Genomic DNA, 19,640 nt, shown 5'->3' on the forward strand with positions numbered 1-19,640 from the left:
GCTGTTTAAAAAGGGCGACACCGGTCGCCCGTACCTTTACTTTCGGCGGCGCAACGCAATGACCAACGCCACTACTATCACCAACAGCGCCACAATTCCGCCGATAATGCTCAGGGCATGCGCATAACGCACCAGCCAGCTACCGCTTTCACCTTTCAAGGTATTTTCAACGTCTGCGGTGGTTATCGCGTGATGTGGATTGCCGAAGTTGGTTGAGACGTAATCTGCGACCTTCGCCAGTTCAGCTTGGGTAAGCTGGGTACGAAACTCTGGCATAAAGGCATGATCCCCCTCCGTCTTACGGTCTACGCCTTCTGCAATCGTCATGATCAGATTGGCAGGATCGTCTGACAGCACCGCAGAGGAACCGACTAATGACGGATAAAAACGCTGCGCATCATGCGTACCGCGTCCATCGCTCGCGTGGCAGGTGGCGCAAGCGCCGTTGTAAAGCTGCGCGCCGCTCATGGCATCACCTGAGACATAATCCTTGATGTCATCTTTCATGCCGGTTTCGATGGCTGAAAGCGGTGTTGGCTGCGCGGCTACTGCCGGTGCTTTACGGTCTGCTCCACCTATCGCCGGGATCTGCTTCAGGTAATGCGCCATTGCTTCAAGATCGCTCTGTTGCATTTTTGAGAATGAGTTCTGCACCGCAGTTCCCATTTCCCCGGCTGCAATGGCTTTACCATGCAGCGCACCGGTGCGCAGATAAGTGACGATTTCTGCCTCACTCCAGTCACCAATTCCGGCTTGCGCATCCGGCGTGATATTCGGTGCGGTCCAACTGCCGACTTTGCCACCGGACAGGAAGCGATCGCCCTGTTCTGCCATCATGCCGTTACGCGGTGTGTGACAGGTGGAACAGTGGGCCAGCGTGCGAACCAGATATTCGCCGCGCTCAGCACTGCCCGCGGCGGCGTCACTGCCCGGCACGGCGCTGCTGTCGAGGAACATCAAATTCCACACTGCCATGACAGGACGGAAAGAGAACGGGAACGGCAGATCGGTTTCCGGCGCTGGGTGGTCATCGGCTGGCACGCCCAACATCAGATAGGAGTAAAGGGCGTGAATATCGTCATCGGACAAACCGGCAAAGGCGGTGTAAGGCATTGCCGGATAGAGATAGTGATTGCCCGGTGCTTTCCCCTTACGCATCACATCCGTGAAGTCGGCGAGGCTGTAATCACCGATACCTGCTGTCTTCGAGGGGGTGATATTAGAGCCATAAATTAGCCCCATCGGTGACTGAATCGCATAGCCGCCGGAGAAGGGTTTTCCGCTATGGGGATCGCGATGGCAAGCAGAGCAGTCACCGGCGGTCGCCAGATACTCCCCTCGCTTGACCAAATCGGGTGAGGCATCCTGTGCCTGTGCTAATCCCGCGAACAGGACACTGGCAGCCGCTAAACGCCAAAGGTGTTTGCGCATCATCAGATCTCCCTCGCAATGGTGTCTGCCATACGCAACGCCAGCGCAATGCCGGTGAGCGTTGGGTTGACCGTCGCCGACGTTGGCATAACGCCCGTCGTCGCGAGGAACAGATTGGGATGATCCCAACTGCGACAATGCGCATCCACCACAGAATCACGCGGGTTATCACCCATGATGGTGGTACCCATAATGTGGTACTGGTTACGCCAGCCGGTCGGCGCTTCAATCACTTCACCGTTAAACGCCTGCAAGAAATTGGCGAAGTCTTTGTAGGCCTGCGGGCGCATGCCACGCACATAATCATCAAGGTGGTAATTGACGTTGAGCATCGGCAGACCGATGGAGTCTTTCCGGTCATAATTCGGTGTGACGCGGTTGGTGGGGCTTGGCAGCGTTTCGCTCATGGTGCTGATGTTCATAATGCGCGAAGCGCGATCATGAATCGCATCATCCAGCGCCTGGCCCATCATGCCCTGCTTCAACAATGGCACTGTTACATCGACATTCGGCACCAGATTGCGCAGCGAATAGCGAATGGCCGAGTGCTGGGCACGACTGGCTTCGTCACGGCGATTGGCGATGGTGCCGTGCTGCACCGAACCGCGTCCGGTCCACAGCGGTTCGTCGGCGAGGAACGTCAAGCTCAAACCGGTATGGTCCATCAAGTTACGGCCGACCTGGTCAGAACTGTTGGCAACATCGTTCATGAGCAGCAGTTTTGGCGTTTCCAGTCCGTGTGCGGCAATCACAAAGGTTTTTGCCGTGAGCCGGGTGTCTTTACCCTCTGGCGTGCGATAGTGCAGTGCGACAATTTTATTGTTAGCACCCTTCTCCAGTTTCCATGCCACGCATTCCGTACGCAGCTGCACGCCAAGCGCCACGGCCTTATCAACATGCATATCACCGGAATACATTGCGCCAATTGGGCAGATCGGTTCGCAGTTATTGTTGCCTGCACAAGCCGGACGACCGTCATAAGGGCGTGAAACGCGGGCATGTGGCTCATGAATCACCTGGTAGCCCATCGGTCCCAGCTTCGACTGCATGCGCTGAACCATATACGGCTTGGCTTCCGGTGGCAGTGGATACTCGGCAGAACGCGGGGGGTAGTGGCCTCGTCCTTGGCCGCTTTGATCCTCATTTCCCGTCCCCACCACGCCGACCTCACGCTCGGCTTTGACATACCAAGGTTCCAGCTCGCTGTATTCGAACGGCCAGTCACGTCCAACGCCATAGACGCTTTTGAGTTTGAAATCGTTAGGCAAGAGACGCCAGCAGGCTGAAGCCCAGTGACGCGTGCTGCCACCCGCAACGCGTAAGTAACTGGTGACGTATTCAAAATCTTCGTCACCTTTGGCGTCAATGTAGCCTTCGGTATAGGAGTTGGGGGCCCACGGCAAATTTGGGTAAGGCGTACACCAGTTACGTTTACTTGCACCGTTACGGTAGTTCTCCACGACTTTCCAGCGCGGAATATAAGGTCCTGCTTCCAGCATAATCACCGATTTGCCTGCTTTCGCCAGTTGATATGCGGCGTTGGCGCCCAGCGCACCGGATCCGACGATGACAACGTCAGCATCAAATTCACTCATGATGTACCTGCTCTATTCTTGTTATGTGTTGTTGTGCTGCGCCAACATCGCCTCGGCTTCCACGAGGGTTTTGGCTTTGCCCTGTACCATGAGTAACCAAGGTGCATCAGGCTGTTTAATGGTGTTAGCGGCAATGGGCGACAGATCGCCCCATTCACGAATCTGTGCCGACATCGGCGGTGCGGTCACACCTGCCGGCACTTCAGCCCAGTAATCACCGCCTGCTCGGGCATAGCTCGGACGAATGGTGTGGTCGCGGGTGGGTTCATACATCAACGCCGACAGGAAGGTGACGAAATGGGCGTCATCGACGGCTTTAGTGGTCGAAGGATGTCCGGTGTAGCCGAGATACCACGGGGAAATAATGGTTAGCGCCGTTTTGACATCCTCATCATCAAGCTGCGTGACAATCTGATCACGATCTTCACTGCGCAATGCATTCAGGCGGGTCATCAGGCGTGCTAACTGCGCAGGAAACGCGGCATCTTGCTGACACAGGAGCGTCCATAAACGTTCAGTGATCCCCACATCGAGGCCACGCCGTCCAGTCAGCAATTCACTGGCGCGCAGTAACAGTGCCTGTGAGGCGTCACCCGGCGCGGCCAGCAGCGGCTGCATTGGGATTGAGACGATGACCGGGGTGGCCATCATAAGTTGTAAAAAACGTCTCCTTTCCATGGCTAACCTGCTTTCAACGCCGAAAGCGCGCCTTGAGCGGCTTCTGCATCCACGTTGCCATCTGGCGTGCTCACACCGATCGCTCCCACGACTACGCCATTCACCTTCACTGGCTCTCCGCCAGGCAGTGGCACAACCGCAGGATTACCCAGCAGGCCAATATTTCCCGCCGCAATTTTCTGCTGGAAACTGGCAGTCGGCGCACCAAAGGCGACCGCTGAGTGGGCTTTCTTCGGTGCCAGTTCACTGTTTGCCAAGGTCGCGCCATCCAGACGCTCATAGGCAATCAGTTGACCAAAGGGATCGACCACGGCAATGGCTCCACCAATGTGATGACGGTCAATAATTTGCTCGGCTTTTGCCACCAGCTGTTGTGCCTGCTGATGCGTTAACACCGCAATTTGGTTAACCGGTTCGGCAGCTTGTGCCGTGGCACAGAGAAGTCCGCCGCACAGCAGCACTGTCGGAAGTTTTTTCATTTATGTTGTCCTAAAGAATGAATGACTTAGAGGGAATAACTCAGTTGCGAGCGAAACGTTGCTGAATCAGATGATCGAGGCTCCATTTACCACCGCCGTGCAAACACAGCATCAGGAAACCCGCTGCGCAGGAGATGTTTTTTAACCACACCATCAGGTGCGCATGGCTGTAACCCTGATAAAACAGGAAACCGGCTATCACGGAGAACACCGCCATAAATATCGAGGTGAAACGAGTGAGAAAACCGAGCGCAATAGCCACACCGCCCCCCACTTCCAACAGGATCACTAACGGCAGGAAAAAGGCTGGCACACCGTTGTCCGCCATGGTTTGCAGGTTGTCAGCATAGTGCGTGATTTTGTCGAGACCAGAAGCGAAGAACAGACCGACCGCCATAACGCGACCGAGTACGGCGAGCAAATCTTTGGATTGGGACATGATGTAACCGTTCTATTATGTAGTTGTTAATGAACCAAAAGGTACACTCTTAAACTTTAGTTACTTTTATCATTTTTTGCGGCTAAAAATCGCTCAACTCTTGGCCCGCTCAACATTTCATCGCGTTTCGTTTAAAACAACGACGATGAAATATCTGCTTTGCATCATGGGCCTGAGGGCGACTTTTGAAGTTGATCACACTATTGGTGCGGGTTTTATCCCGCAGATATAGGGCAGTAAAACTCTGCTGGGACAGTGTTTGTTACGTATTTTTAAGTAAAAATCTTAAAGAGTAAGAGTGGCTTTGATTTCAGTGAAAAGTGACCAAAGGTTTAACAATATTCCAACATAAAATGACTCCTCCGCTGTTCACCCCACTGCTGATTATTTAATCAATGATTCCTGCCGGGAATGAATTAATAACCTTCGCAGAATATTTTTTATCGGTTGTCGATGCCAGGATGATGCAAACCCTATCGGAGAACCGACATGACTTATCGCTTTCTCGTGACCACCACGAGCCTCGGCCAGGGAGGCCGTCAACTTCTCGCTGAGGCTGACTGCACGGTGGATTATCTCGATGACGCTAATGACGTGGCTGAAGTTGAACGCCGTATGAGCAGCGTTGCCTACGACGCGGTTATTTCGCGCACTGTGGCGTTGAATGCAAAGGCGATTAATGCCTGCCCTACGCTCAAAATCATCTGCAAACATGGTGTGGGCGTGACAAATATCGACGTTGCCGCAGCGACAGAACGCGGCATTCCGGTGCTCACCACGCCTGCGACCAATGCACAATCGGTCGCTGAATTAACGCTCGCCTTAATGCTGAACTGCGCGCGCCGACTCCCCTTTTTCCAACAGGTAGTGACTGCCGGGCGCTGGACACGTACCGGCGATGGCGAAGAGTTGCAAGGCAAAACGCTGGGTCTGGTGGGGTTTGGTGAAATTGGTCATCGCGTGGCCCGTTTTGCTCGCATCATCGGTATGCAGGTCGCTTTTTTCGATCCTGCAGCACCGACAGAGGGTGATTTTGACGGCGCGCAACGCTGCGACACTCTGGAAGCCTTGCTGCCTCTCTCTGACGTCTTGAGTCTGCACTGCCCGGTAACGCCGAAAACCCGACTGATGATCAACGCTGAACGTCTGGCATTATTACCGCCAAATGCAACGCTGATTAACACCGCGCGTGGCGAGTTGATTGATGAAGATGCGTTGTTTGCCGCGCTACAAAGCGGACAGCTCCGTGCCGCCGCACTGGACACCGTAACACATGAACCTTTGGCCGCGGACCATCCTTTCCGCACACTCCAAAACCTGATTATCACTCCTCATATTGGTGGTTCGACCCCACAGGCCCTGGATGCCGTGGCACAGAGTGCCGCGCGTCAATGCCTGGCATTTCTCGACAACCAGCAGATCAACCTCTCAGCCTGCGTCAATCCGCAGGTGCTTAACCGGAGCTAACACATGACTATTCATAAAGACTGGCCAATTGGCTATTTCATTGGGGAACGTGGTGCACCGATTGATGCAGGCGTTATTGATGCCTTTCGCGCCCTGCCTGCCGCCAACATTGGTGACTCCATGGGCCGCAGTGTAGGTGCAATAGGATTGCAGGCGTATCACAACGACGCCAATCTGGTACTGTGCGGCCCGGCGATAACGGTTAAAGTGCGCCCTGGCGATAACTTGATGATTCATAAAGCGATCGAGATGGCGCAACCTGGCGATGTCATTGTGGTTGATGGCTCAGGCGATCTGACTCAGGCGTTGATTGGCGGTTTAATGCGTACCTCTGCCGTCGCCAAAAAGATTGCTGGTTTCGTGATTGATGGTGCCGTACGCGATCTCAATGAATGGGCAGAAGGGGGAATTGCCTGTTGGGCACGTGGCAACACCTTGCGCGGTCCGTCGAAAGAGGGCCCAGGTGAAGTGAACACGACCGTACACTGTGCTGGATTAGTGGTATCACCGGGTGATTTGATCGTTGCGGATGCTGATGGGGTGATTGCTATTCCACAAGACGAGCTGAGTGTGCTGTTGCCACGCGTACAACAACACGCCCAGCGCGAAGAAAAGATTCGTGCGAGCAATATCGCTGGCAACAATGACCCAGAACGCTTTAACGCCATTCTGCGTGCCAAGGGCTGCCCAGTGTAATGCATTTAGGTGCGCGTCCATGCGCACCCTAATGACTTTATTGCAATATGTCGGGTCGCCATTGATGCGATCGCTACGTGCCTGCATTGAAAAATATTATAAAATTACGGAGTACCCTACCGTGCTGAAGAAAATTTCGCTGAGCGAGTCGATACCACCGCCTATCACCTGGCGCGACAATTTCACACCAGAGGAAGGTAAAGCCTTTGGCGCGCAACTCTCTGCGCGACTGGAGCGTTTGCCTGCCGCACGTCCTTTATGGTTAATCATCTTTGCACTGGCTCTTGGTGGCTGGTTTGAAGTCTACGACGTCTTCTTGACCGCCTACATCGGTCCCGGCATGGTACGTGAAGGGATCTTTTCCCACGGTAGCCATAACTTTTTCGACCCCAATAGCCTGGGTGCCTTTGTCGCGGCTATGTTCCTCGGCGTCTTTATCGGTACTTTACTGATCGCTAATCTGGCTGACCGTATTGGGCGTAAGAAGGTGTTTATCATTGCGCTACTGATATACGCAGTCGCAAGCGGTATCATGGCTTTTCAGCACCATCCTTTTGCCGTGGTGTTCTGGCGAATTATCTCTGGTATCGGTGTGGGTGCTGAATTGGTCACCATCGATGCCTATGTGTCAGAGTTCATTCCCGCGCGCTTACGGGGTCGTTCTTATGCCTTTGTGCAGGCGATTCAATACACCTCGATCCCAACCATCGCCTTTCTCTCCTGGCAATTGGTGCCGCAAGAAATTCTCGGTCTGAGTGGCTGGCGTTGGGTGGTACTGTTCGGCTGTATCGGCGCGGTGTTGGTGTGGATTATCCGCATGGGCCTGCCAGAAAGTCCGCGCTGGCTGGTGGAGCAAGGGCGTTACAAAGAAGCTGAAGATGTGGTGCGTCGCCTGGAAACGCGGGTGGCTAAGTCTACCGGTGCCGCGTTACCCGCCGTCGCTCCGCAACAGCTCATCCCGGTTGAAGCTAAACCTGCGGAAAAAAATGAGATGTGGCGTCCACCGTATCGTCGTCGCACGATCATGCTGCTGGTGTTTAACTTCTTCCAGTCAATTGGATACTACGGTTTTGCCAGCTGGATCCCGACGTTGCTGGCGGCCAAAGGGGTGACCTTCACCCATAGTCTGCTCTATTCGTTCCTGATTGCTTTTGCCAGCCCACTGGGTCCTTTAGTCGCCATGACGTTCGCCGATCGCATCGAGCGTAAATGGTTAGTGAGCGGATCAGCACTGGCCATTGCTGTGGTTGGCACGATCTTCTCGTGGCAGTCACAACCCGTGATGCTGGTGACCTTGGGGCTATTGTTGTCACTGGCCAGCACCTGCATGACTTTCTCCTACCGTGCGTATCAGGCCGAGTTGTTCCCAACCCGTTTTCGCGCCAAAGCCATTGGGATGGTCTATTCGGTCAGTCGCATCAGCGGCATGCTGTCAGGTTTCACTATCGCTTGGGTACTGAGTGAAATGGGTGTGAGCTCCGTGTTTGCGGTCATTTCAGGCGCGATGGCCATTGTGGTTTTCACTATTGGTGTGTTTGGCCCACGCACGTTGAATCGCCGTCTCGAAGAGGTGAACCCTTAACCTGTTAAGCCCATTAATGGGGACCGCTACTGTAGGCGCGCCAGGGCGCGTCATGACGACATATCAGCAGGGGGTGCATCCAAGTGCACCCCCTTTTCATTGCCAAATATTCATTCAACTGCCCTGATCATGAAGATGCCTCATGAGGAATGAAATTAAATCACTTTTCCTCATCCTCCGGCTCTGGCATAAATTGTGCAACGAGATTGATTTAGACGGCTAAACGTCTACCGGACACAAAGCCTTCTCAATGTAAGATTGAAATCAGGCTTAGTTGTCAGAACTTAGGGTGCCAGAACAAATGAATACAGACTTTATCTTTAGCGTTAAAAAAACCACTTTCGACGAGAACTACAACCCTGCCGAAGGTACGCGTATTACCACCAACTTTGCGAATCTGGCTCGCGGCAAGAATCGCCAAGAGAATCTGCGCAACGCGTTAAAGATGATGGACAATCGATTCAACTCTCTGGCGTCTTGGGATAACCCTAAAAGCGACCGTTACTCGGTTGAGCTCGATATCATTTCTGTTGAAGTGGATATTGAAGGTAATGGCACCACGTTCCCAGTGATTGAGATCCTGAAAACTAACATCGTGGATAAGAAAACCAACGAGCGTATTGAAGGCATCGTCGGCAATAACTTCTCTTCTTATGTGCGTGATTACGACTTCAGCGTCGTTCTGGCAGACCACAATAAGCGCAACACGGGATTCAGCACCCCCGATAACTTCGGCGATTTGCACGGCAATATTTTTAAAAGCTTCGTCAATTCTGCCAAGTTCAAAGAGAACTTCAGCAAAGCGCCGGTGATTTGCCTTAGCGTTTCCAGTAAAAATATTTACACCCGTACCGGCAATCAACATCCTGTATTGGGTATTGAATACCAGCAAGATGAATACTCATTGACCGATCAGTATTTCCATAAAATGGGCCTGCACGCGCGCTATTTCATGCCTGCAAACAGCGTTGCGCCGTTGGCATTCTACTTCTCTGGTGATTTGCTGCGTGATTACACCGATCTTGAACTGATCAGCACCATTAGCACCATGGAGACATTCCAAAAGATTTATCGCCCAGAGATTTATAACGCTAACTCTGCGGCCGGACAATGCTTCCAGCCAAGCTTGAACCATCTGGATCATTCATTAACTCGCATTGTTTATGATCGCGAAGAGCGTAGCTTGTTAGCAGTTGAACAGGGTAAGTTCACGGAAGAGAACTTCATTAAACCTTACCAATCCATTCTTGAGCAATGGTCTGCTAATTACGCTTTTTGATTAACCGAAAATACAAGGTCATTTATTATGAAAACATTGTTACCCACTTCCACCGCAGGCAGCTTGCCGAAGCCCTCTTGGCTGGCACAACCAGAAACTCTGTGGTCACCGTGGAAATTGCAAGGCCAGGAATTAGTTGACGGCAAAAAAGATGCGCTGCGTTTGATTTTGGATGATCAAATTCAGGCCGGTATTGATATCGTTAGCGATGGCGAACAAACACGCCAGCATTTCGTTACCACCTTTATTGAACACCTCAACGGCGTTGATTTTGAAAAACGTGAGATCGTGAGAATTCGTAATCGCTATGACGCGAGTGTGCCAACCGTTATTAATGCGGTAGCACGTATGAAACCTGTGTTCATTGAAGATGCAAAATTCTTGCGTCAGCAAACCAAGCAGCCCATCAAATGGGCTCTGCCGGGTCCAATGACCATGATCGATACGCTTTATGATAATCACTACAAAAGCCGCGAAAAACTGGCGTGGGAATTTGCCAAGATCCTTAACCAAGAAGCCAAAGAGTTAGAGGCCGTAGGCATCGACATTATTCAGTTCGATGAGCCCGCTTTTAACGTGTTCTTCGATGAGGTGAATGATTGGGGTATCGCTGCTCTTGAACGTGCAGTAGAAGGCCTCAAGTGCGAGACTGCCGTGCATATCTGCTATGGCTATGGCATCAAAGCTAATACTGACTGGAAAAAGACGTTGGGTTCAGAGTGGCGACAGTATGAAGAGATCTTCCCTAAACTGCAGCAGTCTTCTATTGATATCGTGTCACTGGAATGCCAGAACTCGCGCGTGCCAATGGATCTGATTGAGCTGATCCGCGGTAAGAAAGTCATGGTTGGAGCCATTGATGTCGCAACTAATGACATTGAGACACCGGAACAAGTCGCTGACACGCTGCGTAAAGCACTGCAGTTTGTCGATGCTGATAAACTCTATCCTTCGACCAACTGCGGTATGACGCCATTATCTCGTGAGATTGCGCGCGGTAAACTGAATGCGTTGAGCGCGGGCGCTGCGATTGTTCGCAATGAACTGCTGGGCAAATAATCGTAACAGCTGATAGCCTACATCAGTCTGGGTTTGAGAGATGTGAGCTAGCCTCACATCTCTCAGCCGGACTGGCTATTGAACTAAACATTTTGAATGTTAGCCATCCGTTCACCTCAATATTCATAAACTATCTTAAGCACTGGATATTAGCGTCCTGTAAATATTGAAATCGAGCCTGAATGCGTCATGGGGTTCTGTTCTTCCTGCCCATAATAAAGCCGGTAATTTTCAAAAAAACGCTCATTGTTCCCCACCAGGTTAAAGTAGTCACCATTAATCGGGATAATTCAGCAGGGGCAGCATATTCTCCATTCCCCACGCTTGCGCCATTAAGGAATAGATTACCCACCATTATGCCGAAAAAAACGCAAAGACCTTTGATTAGATTACCCATAGTCTTCCCTGAAAGCCTGACACTAGGGCCAGGCTCATTAATTTAATTTACCAACTGCACTGGCCGCCAATGCTACTGCCGCCATTGCGGCTGCCACTGTTGTTGTTGGACGATGAAGATGTTGAGCAATCGCTACCCAAAGCGGCACCGGCCATGCCCAGTGCTGCCCCTACAGGGCCGCCACCTGCTGCGCCCAACACCCCGCCAATCAGAATCGCTTTATTACAGTTCGCTACACCGGGATCGTTATAACGTGGATTGCCCTTGTTGTTCGAATTACCACTGTTTTTTGGATTACCCATTCCATGTTTATCAGCATAATTACCGGCACCGGATACCATCATCATTTCTTCAGCACTGAGTGTTTTCATGTCATACCCTTATTTTCAACACCACGCAGCGTGGTGGCGCAAGAGTATCGCATTGCTTTTATCTGTCATTAGCTGAACCAGTAAAGTAGAAAGCTTAAAATAACAACCAATATTAACTTTCGAGCCATTCATTTATAAGAAAAAATAAGGCGTGATATTGGCAAAAATTCCTCTATCACGCCGCTTCTCATTTTTATTTATTTTTCTGGTAATGCGTACGCCATCACATAATCACCTTCTGGGGTCTCCATAAAGTGATGCCCGGCGGCAACAATCACCAGATATTCTCTGCCATTTTGCGTATAGATCATCGGGTTCGCTTGCCCTCCCGCAGGCAGTTCCGTGCTCCACACTTCTTTCCCTGTTTGCATGTCGATGGCGCGAATCAAGTCATCGGTGGCAGCTGCAACAAAAATCAAGCCGCTGGCCGTTACCACTGTGCCTCCGTTATTCGGCGTACCGATATTAATGGGGAGACCGGTTGGCATACCGAATGGGCCATTGCGACGTGCGGTGCCTAGTGGTCGATCCCAGACAGTGCGACCGTCACGCATATCAATAGCTCGGATACCGCCGTATGGTGGCTCCTTGCATAACATACCTGTGTAAGGTAAACGCCAGCCTGCATTGACGTTGACCGCATAAGGCACGCCAATCTGCGGATCGCCTGCCCCTTCGGCATGTCCGGTATCGTGGGGGTTGTAAGGGATTTCATCACGCGGTTTCCAGCCAAGCGCATCCGCTTTAGCACGAGGCACCAAGATATTGTAGTTTGGCATATCGTTGTAGTTAGCAATGATAATGCCGCGTGTCGGGTCAACAGCGATGCTGCCCCAATCCGAACCACCGTTATAGCCTGGGTATTCAATAGAGTGACGATCAGCCTCTGGAGGCGTGTATTGGCCTTTATAGCTCGCCTTCTGGAACTGAATACGACATACAAGTTGGTCGACCGGCGTGAGGCCCCACATGTCCTGTGGCGTTAAATCCGGTTTGCTGAGGTGATGGAATAACGAATAAGGCTGCGTAGGTGAACGCTGGTCCGGCTCTGCTCCCCCGCCCGGAACAGGTCGCTCCTCGACACCAAACAGCGATTTACCCGTTCGACGATCCAGGACATAAATTTCACCCTGTTTTGTCGGCATGATAATCGCCGGGATTTTTCCCCCGGTTTTATCAGGATAATCCACCAGCGTGGGCTGTGAGCCGGGATCGTAGTCCCACACGTCCTTATGTGCGGTCTGGAATGTCCAGGCGGGAAGGCCGGTTTCGATATTTAATGCAGTCAGCGAAACAGAATATTTGTTCTCTGCTGGTGTACGTGTGCCACTCCAGTAGTCGCCGGAAGAGTTGCCCACAGGGAGGTAGACCAGCCCCAACTTGTCATCCCCGGTAAACGAAGTCCAAACATCTGGAGAGCCGCGTTTATAGGCGTTTGGCCCTTTTTTCGGCGTTGCGGTGTCCGGTGCTGCTGGGTCCCAAGCCCACTTTTCAGCACCGGTGCGAACATCATAAGCTTTGATCACGCCCGGAGGGCCAAACGCGCGCTGACCATCAATGGTCTGGTGTGCCACGACTAAGGTGTCACGGATGACGACAGGCGCAGAGTTTATCGCCACATAGCCGTCATAGGTCTCACCCATATCTTCTGCCAGATTGACCGTTCCCTGATGACCGAAACTACGGCAGACTTCACCGGTTTTGGCATTCAATTCAATAATGCGCGCGTCCAGCGTGCCGAGAATGATCCGCTGCTGGCAATCATTATTATCACCAGCTGGTGCATCTGCCACTTGCCCCAGTGTGGCGTGGCTGTTGGTTTGGCTGTCATACCAGGTTAAGCCACGGCAAGCCGCAGTGTAGGGGATCGATTTGTCACTAACTTTGGGGTCAAAGTGCCACTTCTCTTTACCTGTCGCGGCATCAAGGGCAAACACCCTGTTGCGCGCGGTACAGGTGTACAAGGTATCGCCCACTTTAATTGGCGTATTTTCGGCTCCCCAGCGCGCTTTCGGGAGATCCCCCGTTCTAAATTGCCACGCGAGTTTGAGATTTTTGACATTCTCTGGAGTGATTTGCTTGGCATTAACAAAACGTTGCGACGCGAGCGAACCGCCATAAGTGTACCAATCACCGCTGTCAGGAAGGGAGGCTTTCCCGTTGCCGGTATCAGCCAAATAGTTGGCAGAACCCGCAGCAGGTACGTCTTTCGCCGGTGTTTCATTTAGCGGCGCAAAAGGCAGTGCCGCTGCCACAGCAAAGGCCAGGATCAGCACCCCAGCCAGCACGCGAGACGCACCGCGGCTAATGCGGGGGGCCAGTGTGGGAAGCTGAAAAGCAAACCAGATGCCCAGAATCAGCATGAGTGCAAAACGTGGGACCCAGCGCCAGTAATCCAACCCGGATTCCCGAATTGTCCAGATTAAGGTGCCTATAAACACCAGCGCAAACCAAGTTGCGCCACTGCTGCGTTTCATAAAAATCAGTACAGCAGAGATGATTAGCCCTATGCCGGCTAATACGTAATACCAGTTGCCCCCCAATACCGCGAGCCAGCCTCCTCCTGCAGCAAGCGTTAAACCAAGCAGCAGTAGAATCAGAGCAAATAATTTATTCCAGAATGAAAGTCTGGTTATTCGGTTTGCGATGTTCAAAATAATGTTCCTTTGCCATAAATAATTACAGGATTGAATATTTTTTAAACTTCGCACTAAATTTTAGGATATTGGTCTGATTCTGCCGGGTTTATTGATCAAGATGAGAAACAATCCGCACTTTTATGGCATCTAATCCCCAATAGTTTCTGAGGTGAATTATTTTCACGCCTTGAGCAATTTTCACCAACTTATTTTCTCAAGCAAAAAACACTCTTTTTGATCTAGCGCAAGATCGCTACCCTGCTCTGCTGTCAGCTTATTCCTACAGGCGTAGAACGCCGCATAACAAGAGGATTTCAGCATGACAGGTAAAATGGGCTTGGCGGGATTGTTATTGGTGTGGCTGGTGTATGTCGCGTGGATGGTGAGTTATTACTCAGGTACATTCTCACTGTTTACGCATTAGATGCTGCGTTTTTAACGTTAATTCTGTCTCATACTGAATCACCGCTATCCCTGAGAAATAGCGGTGATTGCTATTAGCTGGTGGTGACAAAAGGCAATCTTCAATATTGGGATTTGCCGCCAAGTCGATTAGCTTTCACCCTCCTGTGCTGTCCACAACTCGCGATACAATCCGGGACGTTTAACCAGTTCCTGGTGTACCCCGGATTGCACAATTCGCCCTTTTTCCAGCACCAGAATCTGAGAAGCAAATTCAACCGTTCGCAACCGGTGCGCCACCATTACGACCGTTTTCCCTTTCGCCAGTTGCGTTAACGCCTGCTGAACCTCAGCCTGAGACAGGGGGTCCAATAATGCCGTCGCTTCATCCAGTACAATAATGGGCGGATTTTTAAGCATCATTCGGGCAATTGACAAACGCTGTCTCTCGCCGCCTGACAAGCGCTGGGCGCCCTCACCCAACGGAGTGTCATAACCTTGCGGCAGACGCGAGATAAAATCGTCGCAATGTGCGGCATGGCAGGCCGCACGTACTGCTTCATCACTGGCTTCAGGACGGCCAATGCGCACGTTATCCATCACGCTGCCATCAAAGAGTTGCACGTCCTGGAATACATAACCGATGCGGCTGTATATTTGCTCACTGCCGAGTGACTGGAGTGGCACGCTGCCCAAGGTGATTTCACCTGTAGCGATCGGCCAGAAACCGCCCAACAAATGCAGTAGCGTGCTTTTGCCACTGCCCGATGTGCCGACAATCGCCGTGACGCTCCCTTCCGGTACACGGAAGCTGATGTCCTTCACCACCTCATCGTCCTGATAGGCAAAGCTAACCTTTTCAAAAGCAATATCATTCTGTGGTGTTAGATCGCGCGTACCCTGTTCCGGCATGCCAGGCTGCGCCATAAGTGCATCAATGCGCGAGGCGGATTGCTGCATGACACGCAGTAAAGTGAAATAGGCTGCGGCTTCCAGCAGCGGATCAATGACCTTGACCGCGACCAGCACAAACAATAGCCACGTTAAAAGGCTAATTTCTTGCAGTTGGAAAAGATGTGCCGCCATGAGAAAGAGCAACACAACACCGCATTCCATGAGCAAACGAAAAAGCTGCACACTGCCACCACCCCAAGCCTCAATTCCCATACTGGCACGGCGAATCGCGGCAAAGGACTCATCAAGCCGCTGAACCATTGGCCCTGCGCGATGATATAAGCGTAGCGTTCTGATTCCACTGATGAACTCTAGCAGTAGCCCTGACGCCTGCACGAAGCGCGCGCCCTGTTGCTGTGTACCCATTAACAATCGTTTTCCCATCCACCACATCAGCAGCACTGCGGGTGGCAATGTCACCACCAACGCCAGCGTTAAACGCAGATCGATGCAGGTTAAACCCAGCAGGAAAATCAGCGACGTCGCCAGTCCCGCAATCACCTCCGGGAGCAAATGTGAGAAGATCTCCTCGACGCGACGCATGGCATCCGTCAGTAATGTGCTGGTTTCACCCAATCTTTTGCGCTGAAAATAACCGAGCGGAAGGTGGCGTAGTTTGTCAGTGGTGGTTTCACGCACATCGTGCATCAGTTGATAACTGCCTAAAAAACAACGTAACTGTCCGATATGCGAAAACACCAGTTGCCCAGCCAGGCAAAGGAGCAGTACTGCCGCGAGTTGCCCCCAAAATAACGCATCCAAGTGTGACGTTGTCACTTTAGCAATGCCCCACCAGGCAATGAAAAACGGCAATACCATGCACAATTGGGCCAGGAAACGACATAACATCCCTGTCAGTAATTGCGAACGTCCGGCAGAAGGCTGGCTCAATACCCGATTAATCAGTGACATAATTGGTTTCCTCTGCACGAATATGCCAGTGTGCTAGATCAAACTGGCTGTGCCATAACATCTGATATCCCATGTCGCTGGCTAATAAACTTTCGTGCCGTCCCTGCGCAGCAACCTCACCTTGCGCCATCATGACGATGCAATCAGCTTGCTGCACGGCAAACAAGCGGTGCGCGATGCTGATGAGTGTGGTATCGGGACGCGCCAAGCGGAGCGCGCGATAAAACGCCGCTTCGGTTAAGGCATCGGCAAACGCGGTGGCCTCGTCAAGAATCAAAATCGGGGTATGGGCAACCAGTGCGCGGGCGATCGCTATCCGCTGCCGCTCGCCTCCTGACAATGTCACACCTCGTTCCCCCACGGTGCTGTGAAGTCCTTGCGGCAAACTACGCACCCAGTTTTCGGCCTGTGCCAAGGTTAACGCCTGCCACAATTCGGCTTCACTGGCCTGCGGATTCCCGAGCCGTAAGTTATCGGCCAAGGTGCCCTGTAGCAGAAATACCTCTTGCGATACCAATGCTAAGCGTTGCGCGCGCGTCGCATCATGCAGCTGTTGGACGCTAACCTCACCCAGTGTGATATCTCCCTGTGAAGGCGGTAATAATCCTGCTAGCAAACAGGCAAGCGTGGACTTCCCCGCCCCCGAGGGTCCAACCAAGGCGTAGAAACGCCCCGTCTCAAACCGAAGCGAGACAGATTTCGCCACATTCGTGTCGTCGTATCCGAAACTCAGTTGATGCGTTTGTAATACGTTGGATACCGGCAACGCCGTTTCGGGTTGCGGTGGAGGGCAATCCAACAGCGGCATAATTCTTCCCACACCGGAAAAAATTTCCCTCAGCATGGAGCTTAAAAATGTGACGCGCAGCAAAGGCTTGAGCAAGCCACTACCGAGAATGAGCACCAACAGCAGTGTCCCAATAGTGAGGCTGCCATGCGCCACCCGCCACAAGCCAATCGGCAGCAAGATGAATAAGTTCGCATTAAGGATCACGACAAAAGCAGACCATGCTGGCACGGCGTGGCGAGTGAAATTCACCACCAACTGATGGTAAGCATCCAGCCGCTGATTCAGCAGGCGAAATGCACGTGATGATTGCTGAAATGCTTTCATCACAGGCACACCTCGGACATATTCCACCAGCGCGCTGTCAAGTTCCGCGGAAGCGCGATGATACTGTGCCGTTCGCTCCGCCATACCCCGAGAAAATATCTTTTGCGCCAGCAGCGCCAAAGGAACAGTAGCCAGTGCCGCGAGCGCCATGGGCCAGTCAAGCCAGAACAGGAACAGCGCGGCGATCAAGGGACTTAACAGCGCGCCAATCAAATCAACACTGTGGTGCGCGATGAAATTTTCAACCCGCTCGACGTCATTCAGGATGATGTTACGCAGACTGGCACTGCTATAAGGGCTGAGACGCAGCAATGCGATACGTGCCAATGACTGCGCGAGGCGCAATCGGGTTTGATAGAGCACGCGGAATGCGGTGAGATGGCTGAAATAACCTGCAAGTGACAACAACGCATATTTGCCAATCAGCGCCGTAAGTAACCACCCCGCCAAGTTCATCAGCGTATTCGCAGGGTCAACAGCGATAGCGGCCTGCCATAACAACACGTAGGGCACCAGCTCAAGCATCACTGCCACCGCAGCCAGACACAATGCCAGCAAAAACGTGCTGCTCTCCCCTCGAAGCAGACTTAACGTGTCGCGCAGCGGCGAGCTTGCCCTAGCGTGCGTCATGTTTTGCCCCTGCAGCCAGCCACTGCGCTGCTTGTTCCTGCGCTTCAGCCTCATTTGCCACAACACGGTAGGGATAGGGAATGGTACTTTGAGTCAGATAGCGTAGGGCTTTACGCCAGAAAGAACGGCGCTTGGCGGCATCAGTTTCTACGCGCACCGCACCACGGCAGAAACGTTGCTGAGCGGTGCGTGTCCGTTTGCCCCAAGCCTTGTATTGTCGGAAAAATTCAGCGGAATTTTGTGGCAGTTCAACCCCACTGAAAATCAACACAAAAGGCTGCTGACGATCCAGAATGGCCTGCAGTTCAGCAATATGTTTGTGCGCATCCTCCTCGCCCACTTGTTCAGGCATCACGTAATACACTAATGGCCAACGGCTGATATCAATAACGGATTCCACTATGACGGCACTCCTTGTTAGCGAACCACGCGCCTTGCGGGTTTAGGGGAAACATCCTTTGACCCTAAGACTGTTTTTTCGGCAATTTGATGCGAATAATAATCATTATAATTCTCACCGCAAGCGAAAATTTCAGCCTGAAATCGCCACAGCAGACGATAAAATGAACAACATCGACAAAGTTATGAGATTCAATTCACGTTAATCAGAAGAAGCCTGTCGGCGATAGCGCCCTGGAGACTGCCCGTAGCGACGCTGAAAATAGCGGGTAAGATGGCTGGCATGGGAAAAGCCACACCGTGTGGCAATCTCATCTAATGTGTAATTCGAGCTTTTGACGAAACCCAGCGCCTGTTCCAGTCGGCATTCAATGATGAAGTTCCAAGGAGTGATGGTAAACATGGCGCGAAAACCACGCTTAAAAGCCAGTTGGCTTAGGCCTGCGGCGCGAGCCACCTGCTCTAACGTTAAGCTGCTGCAAGCATGTTCACGCATATAATCCCGCGCCTTGATCAACCGCTGACGGTCGCGCCCCATTAGTTTCGTGCCACCTGCTTGATAGCATTCTCCTTGCTGAATTTGTTCAATGCTCTGCCACAACATCAGCAACAGAAGCCCTTCAAGACGCAACTGGCCAAAAGCACTTTGATCCCGACAGGCATCATCAATCTCGCACTGTATCTCTAGCAGAGACGAAGTCAGGTTGGCGCGATAAATCTTGCCGTTCTCCCCTGAGCAGTCCAAACCTACTGCTTGTAGCGCATCAAGTAATTGCACAGGGTAGTTAATGATCTGTAAGTCATACAGATAGTTACGGGGGAAGAAGTCTTCGCCTTCACAAGGCAGCTGCGAACTGGAGAGCAGTAATGAACCGGGTTGAAAAGGTTGCACAACGCCTTTCTGCAAAGAAAAATGACCACTTCCTTCACGCATAATCACCAATGACAGATGCGCATCGCTACTTCCACGCAGGCGTAAATCTTGCTGTAAGGTGGTGTAAACCCGTGTGAGTTTCAACTTGCCTGCCAAATAGTGATGAATGCCTGATTGAAGCAATGCCTGCTGATGCGACTGATTCACCCTTCACTCCGTAATGATAATGATTTCTATTTAGCT

At 52.0% G+C, this 19,640-nt stretch carries 16 protein-coding genes; 5 read left to right on the top strand and 11 right to left on the bottom strand.

Translation table 11 applies throughout. The features are described from left to right. Nucleotides 1–36: 36 nt before the first annotated feature. From F3J38_RS03995 to F3J38_RS04015, 5 genes are read right to left on the bottom strand one after another with little or no spacing between them, the layout of a single operon-like run. Complete coding sequence (locus F3J38_RS03995) at nt 37–1,434, bottom strand: c-type cytochrome (RefSeq protein ID WP_240155883.1); 1,398 nt, start codon at nt 1,432–1,434, stop codon at nt 37–39. Then, entirely contained in the window at nt 1,434–3,026 is a 1,593-nt protein-coding gene (locus F3J38_RS04000) for a GMC family oxidoreductase (RefSeq protein ID WP_167135260.1), read from the bottom strand. The genes F3J38_RS03995 and F3J38_RS04000 overlap by 1 nt, the downstream gene beginning before the upstream one ends. Before the next feature lie 21 nt (nt 3,027–3,047). After that, nucleotides 3,048–3,704 carry a sugar dehydrogenase complex small subunit gene (locus F3J38_RS04005; protein WP_167135262.1) on the bottom strand — a complete coding sequence of 219 codons (657 nt, stop codon included), beginning with the start codon at nt 3,702–3,704 and terminating at the stop codon, nt 3,048–3,050. A 2-nt stretch (nt 3,705–3,706) separates the two neighbouring features. Next, on the bottom strand, nt 3,707–4,183 hold the full coding sequence (locus F3J38_RS04010; protein WP_167135264.1) for a GlcG/HbpS family heme-binding protein: 477 nt from the start codon (nt 4,181–4,183) through the stop codon (nt 3,707–3,709). 40 nt (nt 4,184–4,223) lie between these two features. Beyond that, on the bottom strand, nt 4,224–4,622 hold the full coding sequence (locus tag F3J38_RS04015) for a DoxX family protein (protein ID WP_167135266.1): 399 nt from the start codon (nt 4,620–4,622) through the stop codon (nt 4,224–4,226). 489 nt (nt 4,623–5,111) lie between these two features. Here F3J38_RS04015 and F3J38_RS04020 point away from each other — a divergent pair, with 489 nt between their 5' ends. The 5 genes from F3J38_RS04020 to F3J38_RS04040 all read left to right on the top strand — a co-directional run bounded on the left by F3J38_RS04020 (nt 5,112) and on the right by F3J38_RS04040 (nt 10,705). After that, entirely contained in the window at nt 5,112–6,089 is a 978-nt protein-coding gene (locus F3J38_RS04020) for a hydroxyacid dehydrogenase (protein WP_167135267.1), read from the top strand. Nucleotides 6,090–6,092: 3 nt separating this feature from the next. Beyond that, complete coding sequence (locus F3J38_RS04025) at nt 6,093–6,785, top strand: RraA family protein (protein ID WP_167135269.1); 693 nt, start codon at nt 6,093–6,095, stop codon at nt 6,783–6,785. A 121-nt stretch (nt 6,786–6,906) separates the two neighbouring features. After that, nucleotides 6,907–8,367, top strand: coding sequence for an MFS transporter (locus F3J38_RS04030; RefSeq protein ID WP_167135271.1), 1,461 nt, complete (start codon nt 6,907–6,909; stop codon nt 8,365–8,367). A 301-nt stretch (nt 8,368–8,668) separates the two neighbouring features. Further along, on the top strand, nt 8,669–9,646 hold the full coding sequence (locus F3J38_RS04035; RefSeq protein ID WP_167135273.1) for a DUF1852 domain-containing protein: 978 nt from the start codon (nt 8,669–8,671) through the stop codon (nt 9,644–9,646). Between the two features lie 27 nt (nt 9,647–9,673). After that, nucleotides 9,674–10,705 (top strand): methionine synthase, encoded by a 1,032-nt coding sequence (locus tag F3J38_RS04040; RefSeq protein WP_084931186.1) that lies wholly within the window; start codon nt 9,674–9,676, stop codon nt 10,703–10,705. A gap of 444 nt (nt 10,706–11,149) precedes the next feature. Here F3J38_RS04040 and F3J38_RS04045 read toward each other — a convergent pair whose 3' ends face one another. From F3J38_RS04045 to F3J38_RS04070, 6 genes are all read right to left on the bottom strand, one after another. After that, complete coding sequence (locus tag F3J38_RS04045; protein WP_167135275.1) at nt 11,150–11,473, bottom strand: hypothetical protein; 324 nt, start codon at nt 11,471–11,473, stop codon at nt 11,150–11,152. A gap of 197 nt (nt 11,474–11,670) precedes the next feature. Next, a complete protein-coding gene (locus F3J38_RS04050) occupies nt 11,671–14,127 on the bottom strand; it encodes a membrane-bound PQQ-dependent dehydrogenase, glucose/quinate/shikimate family (RefSeq protein ID WP_205298103.1) in 2,457 nt (818 codons plus the stop codon). A gap of 537 nt (nt 14,128–14,664) precedes the next feature. Then, nucleotides 14,665–16,380: an ABC transporter ATP-binding protein gene (locus F3J38_RS04055; protein ID WP_167135277.1), complete on the bottom strand. Its 1,716-nt coding sequence runs from the start codon at nt 16,378–16,380 to the stop codon at nt 14,665–14,667. After that, on the bottom strand, nt 16,367–18,124 hold the full coding sequence (locus tag F3J38_RS04060) for an ABC transporter ATP-binding protein (RefSeq protein WP_167135279.1): 1,758 nt from the start codon (nt 18,122–18,124) through the stop codon (nt 16,367–16,369). The genes F3J38_RS04055 and F3J38_RS04060 overlap by 14 nt, the downstream gene beginning before the upstream one ends. Further along, nucleotides 18,111–18,524: a hypothetical protein gene (locus tag F3J38_RS04065; RefSeq protein WP_369410985.1), complete on the bottom strand. Its 414-nt coding sequence runs from the start codon at nt 18,522–18,524 to the stop codon at nt 18,111–18,113. Before F3J38_RS04065 ends, F3J38_RS04060 begins: the two co-directional genes overlap by 14 nt. A gap of 201 nt (nt 18,525–18,725) precedes the next feature. Beyond that, complete coding sequence (locus F3J38_RS04070; protein WP_167135281.1) at nt 18,726–19,604, bottom strand: helix-turn-helix domain-containing protein; 879 nt, start codon at nt 19,602–19,604, stop codon at nt 18,726–18,728. Nucleotides 19,605–19,640: the final 36 nt, after the last annotated feature.

Source organism: Candidatus Pantoea formicae (assembly GCF_011752625.1).
In the GTDB taxonomy this organism is placed as follows: domain Bacteria; phylum Pseudomonadota; class Gammaproteobacteria; order Enterobacterales; family Enterobacteriaceae; genus Pantoea; species Pantoea formicae.